At 67.5% G+C, this 10,930-nt stretch carries 13 protein-coding genes; 8 read left to right on the top strand and 5 right to left on the bottom strand.

The genetic code is table 11. The features are described from left to right. Positions 1 to 49 precede the first annotated feature (49 nt). Entirely contained in the window at positions 50 to 1,234 is a 1,185-nt protein-coding gene (locus tag HCZ97_RS14815) for an alpha-D-ribose 1-methylphosphonate 5-triphosphate diphosphatase (protein ID WP_167689499.1), read from the bottom strand. 92 nt (positions 1,235 to 1,326) lie between these two features. Continuing rightward, positions 1,327 to 2,079: a phosphonate metabolism transcriptional regulator PhnF gene (phnF, locus tag HCZ97_RS14810; RefSeq protein WP_167689497.1), complete on the bottom strand. Its 753-nt coding sequence runs from the start codon at positions 2,077 to 2,079 to the stop codon at positions 1,327 to 1,329. Between the two features lie 105 nt (positions 2,080 to 2,184). Here phnF and phnG point away from each other — a divergent pair, with 105 nt between their 5' ends. The 8 genes from phnG (at position 2,185) to HCZ97_RS14770 (ending at position 8,586) form a co-directional block, all read left to right on the top strand. Beyond that, positions 2,185 to 2,652: a phosphonate C-P lyase system protein PhnG gene (gene phnG, locus HCZ97_RS14805; protein ID WP_167689496.1), complete on the top strand. Its 468-nt coding sequence runs from the start codon at positions 2,185 to 2,187 to the stop codon at positions 2,650 to 2,652. 5 nt (positions 2,653 to 2,657) lie between these two features. Then, complete coding sequence (gene phnH / locus HCZ97_RS14800) at positions 2,658 to 3,236, top strand: phosphonate C-P lyase system protein PhnH (protein WP_167689502.1); 579 nt, start codon at positions 2,658 to 2,660, stop codon at positions 3,234 to 3,236. Next, on the top strand, positions 3,236 to 4,345 hold the full coding sequence (locus tag HCZ97_RS14795) for a carbon-phosphorus lyase complex subunit PhnI (protein ID WP_167689494.1): 1,110 nt from the start codon (positions 3,236 to 3,238) through the stop codon (positions 4,343 to 4,345). The genes phnH and HCZ97_RS14795 overlap by 1 nt, the downstream gene beginning before the upstream one ends. A gap of 94 nt (positions 4,346 to 4,439) precedes the next feature. After that, positions 4,440 to 5,303, top strand: a complete 864-nt coding sequence (locus tag HCZ97_RS14790) for an alpha-D-ribose 1-methylphosphonate 5-phosphate C-P-lyase PhnJ (protein ID WP_167689493.1) — start codon at positions 4,440 to 4,442, stop codon at positions 5,301 to 5,303. Continuing rightward, complete coding sequence (phnK, locus tag HCZ97_RS14785) at positions 5,300 to 6,085, top strand: phosphonate C-P lyase system protein PhnK (protein WP_167689492.1); 786 nt, start codon at positions 5,300 to 5,302, stop codon at positions 6,083 to 6,085. Before HCZ97_RS14790 ends, phnK begins: the two co-directional genes overlap by 4 nt. Positions 6,086 to 6,164: 79 nt before the next feature. After that, positions 6,165 to 6,848 (top strand): phosphonate C-P lyase system protein PhnL, encoded by a 684-nt coding sequence (gene phnL / locus HCZ97_RS14780; protein ID WP_167689491.1) that lies wholly within the window; start codon positions 6,165 to 6,167, stop codon positions 6,846 to 6,848. A 1-nt stretch (position 6,849) separates the two neighbouring features. Beyond that, positions 6,850 to 7,401 (top strand): phosphonate metabolism protein/1,5-bisphosphokinase (PRPP-forming) PhnN, encoded by a 552-nt coding sequence (phnN, locus tag HCZ97_RS14775; RefSeq protein ID WP_167689490.1) that lies wholly within the window; start codon positions 6,850 to 6,852, stop codon positions 7,399 to 7,401. Positions 7,402 to 7,443: 42 nt separating this feature from the next. Next, positions 7,444 to 8,586, top strand: coding sequence for an alpha-D-ribose 1-methylphosphonate 5-triphosphate diphosphatase (locus tag HCZ97_RS14770; RefSeq protein ID WP_167689501.1), 1,143 nt, complete (start codon positions 7,444 to 7,446; stop codon positions 8,584 to 8,586). A 578-nt stretch (positions 8,587 to 9,164) separates the two neighbouring features. On the opposite strand, the gene HCZ97_RS14765 is transcribed toward HCZ97_RS14770, so the two are convergent. From HCZ97_RS14765 to HCZ97_RS14755, 3 genes are all read right to left on the bottom strand, one after another. Beyond that, a complete protein-coding gene (locus tag HCZ97_RS14765) occupies positions 9,165 to 9,722 on the bottom strand; it encodes a pseudouridine synthase (protein ID WP_167689489.1) in 558 nt (185 codons plus the stop codon). A 39-nt stretch (positions 9,723 to 9,761) separates the two neighbouring features. Continuing rightward, the gene (locus tag HCZ97_RS14760; protein WP_167689488.1) at positions 9,762 to 10,151 is read right to left on the bottom strand and encodes a carboxymuconolactone decarboxylase family protein; all 390 of its coding nucleotides are present in this window, start codon (positions 10,149 to 10,151) and stop codon (positions 9,762 to 9,764) included. 285 nt (positions 10,152 to 10,436) lie between these two features. Further along, positions 10,437 to 10,930 (bottom strand): metal ABC transporter permease (locus HCZ97_RS14755; RefSeq protein WP_167689487.1); only part of this gene is annotated, 494 nt, incomplete at its 5' end.

The raw sequence follows: 10,930 nt of genomic DNA, 5'->3' as shown, positions 1-10,930 counted from the left end.
ATGGGGGCGGCCTGCGTTCCCCCCGGAGTTTTTCGGCAAGAAGAAGAGGCTATTCCGCGGCCAGGACGCTGGTGTGGGGCGCCATGGTGAAGCGGTGGGCGGCCTCTCCGGAGAGGTGGGTGATGCGGCCTGCGCAGATCGTGGCCTCGATCGCGCGGGTGGCTTCGTTGATCACCACCATGTCGGCGCGTTTGCCGGGGGTCAGCGTGCCGCGATCCGCCAGGCCGAGGATTTCGGCGGGTCGGGTCGAGATCAGCGCCCAGGCATGGGCCAGTGGCATGGCGTATGCGTCCATCAGCCGGAAGGCGGCCTGGTGCAGCGCGGGGTAATAGTAATCGGAGACGAGCGTATCGCAGAACCCGGCGCGGATCAGTTCCGCGGCCGCGATATTGCCGGCCTGGGAGCCGCCGCGCACCACGTTGGGCGCGCCCATCAGGATCGGATCGCCGACCGTATGGGCGGCAGCTGCCGCGGCGCGCGCCGTGGGGAATTCGCAGACCTTGGCGCCGATCATGGAAAAGGTTTCGCGGGTTTCGCCGTCCGGGTCGTCGTGGCTGCCGTAGGTCACGCCGAGCACGTCGAAGTGCTGGGCCATGCGGCAGAGAAAGCGCGGGACCTCGCGGTTCTGGCGTCGGGCATCGCGCAGGGCTTGCAGGTGGTCCTGGGGGCTGCGTCCGGCGCGGGCGGCGGCCAGGTGCAGCGTCTCCGGCCGGGTGGCGAGGGTGTTTTCGACTTCCTCGAGGTGGTTGTTGAAGACCACGTAGTCGATCCCGTAGCGCTGGATGGCCTGCAGGAGCCGGGCCTCACTGGGCACCATGTGGGTTTCGCAGCGGATTTGCAGGCGCAGGTCCGTGAGCGCATCCGAGGCGCGGTAGGCCGCCAGGGCCTCCATCATCCGAATCGCGTAATCGGGGCCGCGCGCGCCGCCTTCCCAGCTCCAGCATTGGGCAAGCCAGGCGGTGGTCACCCCGTTGGCGGCGGCGTCGCGATCCGTGGCGCGCAGGCCGATGGCGGGATCGAAGGGGGCCGTGGGGCGTGGGGCGATGTGGCGTTCGAAGGCATCGCCATGCAGGTCGATGATGCCGGGCAGGACCAGATAGCCGGTCAGGTCCACCTCTGGCAGCGGGGCTTGGGTGATCCGGCCGTCGGCAAAGGCGATTGGTGCGTGGTAGAGGCACCCGTCCCGGAGGATCCTGGCACCGGAAAGGCGGAGGCTGGGCGTTGTCGCTGGCATGATCCGTGCTCTTCTTGTGAGCCTTGTGGATAACTCAGGATTGTATCGCCCGCGTGACGTTTCCCTGTCCGTCAGGTGAAACTGCACGCCTCTCAGGGGTCTGAGGGGCTTTCTTCATCCTCTCCCAGTGTCAGGGTTACGCGGTCGCCAGAGAACCATGTGCGGCCGTATTCGATGGGCGTGCCGTCCGGCGCGAGGTTGAGGGAGATCGTGCGCAGGATCGGGTCGCCTTCGCGCAGCTGGAGATGCAGCGCCTGGGTGGCGGTGGCGCGTTTTGCGTTCACCCGGGTGAAGGCGCGGGTGTAATCGGTGACGCCGGACTCTGCCAGCGCGCGCGTGATGGAGCTGTGCTGTTCGAGGGCGTCCTGCAGGCCGGGAAGGCGATCCGCGGGATAGACCGAGCGGGCCAGGGCGAGCGGCTGCCCGTCCGCCAACGAGAGACCGTCTGTCGAGATCACCCTGGCGCCGGTGGCAAGCGCGAGCATCTGCGCTTCGTCCGGGTCGGCCGTGCGGGTTTCGATCAGCAGCAGCCTGCGCGAGGGCAGGCGCCCGGCGGCGCGGATGTTCTGGGAAAAGCGCACGCGCTTGCCGATGGGGTAGTCAGTGGGGCTTTGCGCGACGAAGACACCCGCCCCACGGCGGGCATGGGTCAGCCCGGCATCGGCCAGCTCTGCCAGCCCGCGGCGAACCGTGTGGCGATTGACGCCGAAGCGGGCGGAAAGCTCTGCCTCTGTCGGCAGGCGGTCGCCGGGGCGGTAGCGCCCCGCCGCGATGTCATCGTGCAGCGCGTCGGAGATGGAGCGCCAGAGCGCGGTCTTGCGGGGGGCGGTAGCAGGGTCTGTCATGAAAGTTTCACCGATATCAGCGGGGCGCGGCCTTGTGCGACTCGGGCCCAGAGCGTAGAACTTGTCTAGTTGTATAGTGAACTAGACAAATCGGCAAGGTGTCTAATGGCGAAAGATACGGTGGAAAAGACCGGGGACGAGGCCGCGCGGCGGGCCTGGATGTCCTTGCTGGCGAAGGCGCCGGAAGCGGAGTTGAAGCGGCTTTGGGCCGCGCGCGGTGAAGAGCCGGCCTTTGACTGGCTGCGCAACCCGGAGATCGGCGGCGTCATGGTGCGCGGCCGGGCCGGCGGCACGGGCGCGGCCTTCAACCTGGGCGAGATGACGGTGACGCGCTGCGCGCTGCGGCTGGCGGATGGCACCGTGGGGTATGCGGCGGTGCAGGGGCGTGACAGGGACAAGGCCCGGATCGCCGCCCTGGCGGATGCCCTGATGCAGGGGGCGGAGGCCGCGACGCTGCGCGCAGAGCTTCTGGACCCGATCGAGGCGCTGCTGGCAGAGCGCGCCGGGCAGAGGGCGGCACGGGCCGCCAAGACAAAGGTGGATTTCTTCACCATGGTCCGGGGAGAAGACTGATGGCGATGGCGGCAGACGCCCTGACGGGCGGGTTCACGGATGCGCCCCGGCAATCGGCGCGGGCCTTCCGCGCGGCACTGGAGGCCATGGCGCGGCCGGGCTCCGTTCATCCGCTGACGGACCTGGCGCAGGCGCCGGATCCGGTCAGCCCGGCGGCGGCCACGCTGCTGCTGGTGCTCTGCGATCCGGAGACGCCGGTCTTCCTGGCGGGCGCCCATGACTGCGCGGCGGTGCGTGACTGGATCACTTTCCACACCGGCGCACCGCTGGCCCCGGCGGCAGAGGCGACCTTTGCCCTCGGCCCCTGGCAGGCGCTGATGCCGCTTTCGGCCTATGCGCCGGGCACGCCGGAATATCCCGACCGCTCGGCCACGCTGATCGTGGATGGCGATTTCGCCGGGCAGCCGGTGACGCTGTCCGGGCCGGGGATCGAGACGACCACCCATGCGGTGCTGCCGGACATCGCCGCGTTGCAGGCGAATGCGGCGGGCTTTCCGCTGGGGTTGGATTTCTACTTCACCAGCGGCGCCGAGCTGATGGCGCTGCCGCGGTCCACGCGGATCGCAAGCGCGGAGGAAAGCTGATGTATGTTGCGGTCAAAGGTGGCGAAAAGGCCATCGACAATGCCCACGATTGGCTGGCCGAGGAACGGCGCGGCGCGCCCGATGTGGCAGAGCTTTCCGTGGCGCAGATCCGCGAGCAGCTGGCGCTGGCGGTCAACCGGGTGATGACGGAGGGGTCGCTTTACGATCCCGACCTCGCGGCCCTGGCGATCAAGCAGGCGCGCGGCGACCTGATCGAGGCTATCTTCCTGATCCGCGCCTATCGCACGACGCTGCCACGCTTTGGCTACTCGGTCCCCGTGGAGACCGGAGAGATGGCCTGCGATCGCCGGATCTCTGCCACCTTCAAGGATGTGCCGGGCGGGCAGGTGCTGGGCCCGACCTTCGATTACACCCACCGCCTGCTGGATTTCGCGCTTGAGGCCGAGGGGCTGGAGCGCAGCGCGCCGGAAGCGGCCGAGGCAGAAGCGCACCCGGTGATGCCGCGCGTGACGGAGTTCCTGAACAAGGAGGGGCTGATCCAGCATGAGCCCCGTCCCGCGGTCGAGAGCGTGCCGGGTGACCTGACGCGCGAGCCGCTGCAATTGCCCGCCGACCGCGCCCTGCGCCTGCAGGCACTCAGCCGGGGGGACGAGGGCTTCGTGCTGTCGATGGCCTATTCCACGCAGCGCGGCTACGCCAAGAACCACCCCTTCGTGGGCGAGCTGCGCATCGGCAGCGTCGCGGTGGAGATGGAGATCCCCGAGCTGGGCTTCGCCGTGGAGATGGGAGAGGTCGTGCTGACCGAATGCGAGACCGTGAACCAGTTCACCGGCTCCCGGACAGAGCCACCGCAGTTCACCCGCGGCTACGGGCTGACCTTCGGGCAGACCGAACGCAAGGCCATTTCCATGGCGCTGGTGGATCGCGCGATGCGCTGGCAGGAGTTGGGAGAGGACGACAAGGGCGCGCCGGCGCAGGACGAGGAATTCGTTCTTTACCACTGCGACAACATCCAGGCGACGGGCTTCCTGGAGCACATCAAGCTGCCCCATTACGTCGATTTCCAGTCCGAGCTGGAGCTGGTCCGGCGCCTGCGCCGAGAGGCCGAGGCGAGCGGCCAGGCCGCACGCCAGGAGGCCGCGGAATGAGCCGGGCTGAGTTTCTCTACCGGTTTGATGGCAAGCGGGTCGCGGAGGATGCGCCATGCGCGATGAATTGAGCAGGTCCGGAAAGGGGCAGGCGATGGAAGAATACAATTTTGCCTATCTTGATGAGCAGACCAAGCGGATGATCCGCCGGGCGCTGCTGAAGGGGATGGCCGTTCCCGGCTACCAGGTGCCTTTCGCCAGCCGCGAGATGCCCATGCCCTACGGCTGGGGCACCGGCGGCGTGCAGGTCAGCGCGGCGGTCATGGTGCCGGAGGATTGCTTCAAGGTGATCGACCAGGGGGCCGATGACACGACCAACGCGGTGTCGATCCGCCGGTTCTTCGAACGCACCGCCGGCGTGGCCGTGACCGAGCGCACGGGCGAGGCAACGGTGATCCAGACCCGCCACCGCATCCCCGAACAGCCGCTGGAAGAGGGGCAGATCCTGGTCTACCAGGTGCCGATCCCCGAGCCGCTGCGCTTCCTGGAACCTTCCGAGGTGGAGACCCGCAAGATGCATGCGCTTGAGGAATACGGCCTCATGCACGTCAAGCTTTACGAGGACATCGCCCGGCATGGAGAGATCTCGACCAGCTATGCCTACCCGGTGAAGGTGGAGGGGCGCTACGTGATGGATCCCTCTCCGATCCCGAAGTTCGATAACCCCAAGTTGCGGATGGCGGCGATCCAGCTGTTCGGCGCGGGACGGGAACAGCGGATCTACGCGCTGCCGCCCTGGTGCGAGGTGGTGAGCCTGGATTTCGAGGATTATCCCTTCCAGGCCTCTCGCGCGGATCACGACTGCGATCTGTGCGGGGCAGAGGGCAGCTACCTGGACGAGGTGATCACCGATGACGCGGGCGGGCGGATGTTCGTCTGTTCGGATACGGATTTCTGCGCCGGGCGGCGGGATGCGGGGCATCTGGGCCGCTTGGGCGCCACGGAGGATGTGGCATGAAGGATATCGCTGTGACGGAGCCGCTGCTGCGGGTCGAGGGGCTGTCCAAGTCCTACGGGCGCCGCATCGGCTGCGAGAACGTGGGCTTTGACCTCTGGCCCGGTGAGGTCATGGGGATCGTCGGCGAAAGCGGGTCGGGCAAGACGACGCTGCTGAACTGCCTGGCGGGGCACCTGGCGCCGGATACGGGCCGGGTCCTGTTCGACACCGATGCCGGCATGGTCGATACGGTCACCATGAGCGAGCCCGCGCGGCGGATGCTGGGGCGGACCGACTGGGCCTTTGTCCATCAGCACGCCCAGGACGGCCTGCGGATGAACGTCAGTGCCGGCGGAAACGTGGGCGAACGGCTGATGGCCGTGGGCGCGCGCCACTACCGCGATATCCGGGAAAAGGCCGTGGACTGGCTGGACCGGGTGGAGATCGCAGAGGATCGGATGGACGACCGCCCCACCGCCTTCTCCGGCGGCATGCGGCAGCGCCTTCAGATTGCGCGCAACCTGGTGACCGGCCCGCGTCTGGTGTTCATGGATGAACCCACGGGCGGGCTGGACGTGAGTGTCCAGGCGCGCCTGCTGGACCTGCTGCGCGGCCTGGTGCGCGAGATGGGGCTGAGCGCCATCATCGTGACCCACGACCTTGCCGTGGTGCGCCTGCTGGCGGACCGGCTGATGGTGATGAAATCGGGGCAGGTGGTCGAAACCGGGCTGACGGATCAGGTTCTGGACGATCCCCAGCATGGTTATACGCAATTGCTGGTCAGTTCGGTGTTGCAGGTCTGAGGGGCGGTCGCGGCGAAGCCGGGGTCTATGCCCCTGCCGCCTGACCCGATACTCCCGGCATGTTTGGAGCAAGAAGAAGATGATTACGGTCGAGAATGTGACAAAGACCTTCACCCTGCACAACCAGGGCGGGGCGGTGATCCCGGTGATGGAGGGGGCCTCTCTTACCGTGGCGCCAGGCGAATGCGTGGCGCTGGTGGGGGCCTCCGGGTCCGGCAAGTCGACGCTGATGCGGATGATCTACGGCAATTACCTGGCGGCCTCCGGCGTCATCGCGGTGGGGGACGTGGACGTGGCCCGCGCCGCCCCGCGCGAGATCCTGGCGCTGCGGCGCGAGGTGCTGGGCTATGTCAGCCAGTTTCTGCGCGTGGTCCCGCGGGTGCCGACGCGCGAGGTGGTGGCAGAGCCGCTGCTGGCGCTCGGGATGGCGCGCGCCGATGCGCTGGTGCGTGCCGAAGCGCTGCTGGCCCAGCTCAATATCCCGGAAAGGCTCTGGGAGCTGAGCCCGACGACCTTCTCGGGTGGCGAGCAGCAGCGCGTGAACATCGCGCGCGGCTTTGCCCACGAATATCCCGCTTTGCTGCTGGATGAGCCCACCGCGAGCCTGGATGCGGTCAACCGCGAGGTGGTGCTGACGCTGATCGAGCGCGCCAAGGAACGTGGAGCGGCCATCGTGGGCATCTTCCACGACGTGGAGGCCCGCGATCGGGTTTGCGACCGGGTGATCGATGTCACCGGGTTCACCCCGGCGCGGGTGGCCTGAGATGGCGCGCCCTGGACGGCTTGTCGGGGTGGTCGGCCCCTCTGGCGTGGGCAAGGACAGTGTCATGTCCGCCGTCGCGGCGGCCCGGCCGGGCATCTTCCTGGTGCGCCGGGTGATCACCCGGCAGGCAGATGCGGGGGGCGAGGATTTCGAAGCGGTCAGTGAGCCGGAATTCGCGCGCCGCCAGGCAGCGGGGGGCTTCCTTCTGTCATGGCAGGCCCATGGGTTGCACTACGGTATTCCGCAGGGGCTTTCGGCCCGTCTGGCCAAGGGAGAGGACGCGCTGGTGAACCTGTCGCGCTCTGTCCTGCAAGAGGCCCAGGCGAAGTTCCCGGGGTTCCGCACCCTGCTGCTGACGGCGCCGGTGCCGGTGCTGGCCGAGCGCCTGGCCGAAAGAGGGCGCGAAAGCGCCGAAGAGATTGAGGGGCGGCTGGCACGGGCCGGTTTCGCCCTGCCGGACGGCATCCGTGCGGATGTGGTGGAAAATGCCGGTGCGCTCGAGGACACGGTGGCGCAGGTCCTGCGCCGCCTGGACGAGGCGCCGGTGGAATGAAGAGATATGAGCAGGGGTTCGCAGATGCGGGACAATTCTGAAATGACCGGTGAGCTGGTCCTGGGCAATGCGCAGCTGGTTCTGCCGGATGAGGTGATCACCGGCCATGTGGTACTGCGCGACGGCAAGATCGCAGAGATCGGCGCCGGTGCGAGCGCCCTGGCTGAGGTGGATTGCGAGGGGGACTTCCTGAGCCCCGGCCTGGTGGAGCTGCACACCGACAACCTGGAGCGCCACATCACGCCGCGCCCCAAGGTCCACTGGCCCCATCACGCCGCGATCGTGGCCCATGACGCAGAGCTTTGCGGCTGTGGGATCACCACGGTCTTTGATGCGATCCGCGTCGGCTCCATCATCGAGAACAAGCGCGGCGACTACCGCCGGTACGCCCGCCCGATGGCGGACGAGATCCTCTCCATGCGCCAGCAAGGCGCGCTGAAGATCAGCCACATGCTGCACCTGCGGGCCGAAACATGCTCTGAAACGCTGATCGAGGAACTGTCGGAATTCGGCCCCGAGGACCGGGTGGGGATCGTCAGCCTGATGGACCACACGCCGGGCCAGCGCCAGTTCCGCGATATCTCCAAGTTCGAGGATTACGTGCGCGGCAAGAACGGGCTGAGCGCCGAGGGCTTCGGGGAGTACGTCAACTACCTGTACGAGCTGCGCGACCGGCTTGGCGCGCGCCACGAGGAGGCCTCTGTTGCGGCGGCCCGGCGCTATGGCGCGGTGCTGGCCAGCCATGACGACACGACGCGCGAACAGGTCGGGGTTTCGGCCGGGCATGGCATTCGGGTGGCGGAATTCCCGACCACCGTGGAAGCCGCGCAGGCCTGCCGGGATCACGGGATCGCGGTGATCATGGGGGCCCCGAACCTGGTGCGGGGGGGATCGCATTCGGGCAATGTCTCGGCCCTGGAACTGGCGGACCTGGGGCTGCTGGATATCCTGAGCTCGGACTACGTGCCGGCGGCGCTTCTGCTGGCGGCGGTCCAGCTGGGGCAGCATTGGGGCGACATGGCGCGGGGCCTGGCGACGGTGACGCAGGCACCGGCGCGCGCCGCCGGCCTGAGCGACCGGGGAGCCCTGGAAAGCGGCCAGCGCGCGGACCTGATCCGCTTCGCCATCAAGGGCGGTGTGCCGGCGCTGCGGAGTGTCTACGTGCAGGGCAACCGCGTGGGCTGAGGCGGCAGAATCGGAGTGCCTGGAGGGGAAGGCGTTGAGGCTTCCTTGACCAGGCGCGGACGCGTGATCCTTTCGTTGGCGGTTCTGTCTTCGGAGGGATTTTCCCAGTTTTATAATTTTCTCAGTGTCTTGCGGCTATATCTTCATGTTTTGGAGGAAGCGGAAGATACCCCGCATGGTTACGGAAAATAAACCATATCCCTGCAAGGTTCTGTGCATAGGAGCGCAGGAGCCAGGCCGGACAGGATGTGCGGAACGAGGGACATGACCCGCTGACGTTCAGAGCTGTGGACAGGATCGCGCAGCGACAGGAGGATTGGGAAGGGCGGGATGTGGCTGCCGCGGGCAGCCTTGCATCCTAGCGTTTCCACAAGGTTCCGGGAGGATTGAGCCCGGGAAAGAGGCGAAGAACTTGCCTGAAAAAGGGTCGCGTCGCGCGGCCCTTTTTTCATGGAAGGTAATGGCTGGCACCGGGGCGGGACCGGCGCTGGCGTGCCGTTCCGGCAGCCTCGCCCCGCCCGCCGTCCCCGGCGGTTTTCAGCAGCTCCTCGCGGGCTGGGTTCGGCGCAGAGCGGAGCTTAGCGACGCGGGGCGTCGCGCCAGCTGCCGGGCGCCAGGTCGCCCAGCTCCCAGTCGCCGATGCGGGCGCGGATCAGGCGCAGGCAGGGGTGGCCGACATGGGCGACCATGCGGCGGACCTGGCGGTTGCGTCCTTCGGTGATTTGAAGCTCAAGCCAGCTGTCGGGCACGGATTTGCGGACCCGGATCGGCGGGTTGCGCGGCCAGAGGCCGGGCGGGGCATCCAACCGGCGCAGCCGGGCGGGGCGGGTCGGCCCATCCTTGAGAGTCACGCCGCTGCGCAGCCGGGCCAGGGCGTCATCACTGGGGATGCCTTCGACCTGGACCCAATAGGTCTTTGCCAGCTTATGGCGCGGGTTGGAGATCCGCGCCTGCAGCTTGCCGTCATCGGTCAGTACCATCAGCCCTTCGCTGTCGCGGTCCAACCGCCCGGCGGGATAGACGCCGGGCAGGTCAATGAAATTGCTTAGCGTCGGGCGCGGGCTGTCGCCGCTCCCCCGGTCGGTAAACTGGGAGAGCACGTCATATGGCTTGTTGAAGAGGATCACCCTGGTCATGCGCGGGCCTTAGCGGCTGGGCGGGCTGAAATCCAGTGCTCAGAGCAGGCCGGCTTCATCCAGCACCTTGCGCGCCACGCGGAAGCATTCAAGCCCCTGGGGCACGCCGCAATAGATCGCGACCACGTGGATGATGGCGCGGATCTCATCCGGGGTGACGCCGTTCTGGAGCGCGCCGCGGCAGTGGATTTCCCATTCCGTCATCTTGCCGAGCGCGCCGATCATGGCGAGGTTCATCATCGAGCGCGTCTTGGCGGGGATCACGTCATCCCCCCAGCCGAAGCCCCAGCACCAGGCGGTCATAGCCTCCTGGAAGGGGCGGGTGAAGTCATCTGCCTTGGCCATGGCGTTGTCGACATATTCGGCGCCCAGCGTCGCCTTGCGCTGCTGGAGGCCGGTCAGGAAGAGGTCTTCGTCGAAAAGGCTCATGGAAATCTCCGTGAAGTGAAAGGGCCTTGCCCCGGTGTGCGCATGGTGGCGCCTTGGGCGTGGGGCCGCAAGATGCAGGTCACATCGCCGACATCAATCCGTCACGGGCGCGTCATGGCCCGCGCATAAGCCGTGGGTCATCACCTGTCTGTGACCACGGAGCCTGTCATGGCCGAGATCTGCGCCTATCGTTTTGTCCTGCACTGCCTGTTCGAACCGCGCCGGGGCGGGCGGACCCAATGGTTCCTGTTGCGGATCGGCATGCGCCCGGTGATCTGAGGCCCTTCAGGCGGCTGTCCCGTTCGAGGCGCGGCGTGTCTGCACCATGCGGCGCGCGAAGGCCGCGATGAAGAGCGCCGTCAGGATCAGGATGATCGTCGGTGCCGGGGCGCTGTCGATCCAGAAGCTCAGGTAGGTGCCGCCGGCCATGGCCGCGAAGCAGGTCACGCAGGCCACCACCAGCATCTGGCCGAAGCGGCGCACGGTCAGGAAGGCGATGGCCCCCGGCGCGATCAGCAGACCTACCGCCAGGATCAGCCCCGTGGCCGAGAGCGTCGCCACGATGGTCAGGGACAGCAGCGTCAGCAGGCCGTAGTGCAGCAGTCCCACCCTGAGGCCGGAGGCGCGCGCCTGGGCCGGATCGAAGGCATGCAGCAGCAGGTCCTTCCATTTCAGCACCAGCGCCAGGGTCACCACCAGCGAGATGATGCCGGCGGTCCAGAGATCCTGAGGCCCGACGCCCAGCATGTTGCCGAAGAGGATGTGATCAAGGTGCGCGT

Origin of the sequence: Pseudooceanicola sp. HF7, assembly GCF_011806405.1 — a bacterium.
Classification (GTDB): domain Bacteria; phylum Pseudomonadota; class Alphaproteobacteria; order Rhodobacterales; family Rhodobacteraceae; genus Pseudooceanicola.
Note: the sequence above shows the minus strand (reverse complement) of the source record. Positions and strands in the feature narration are given on the sequence as shown.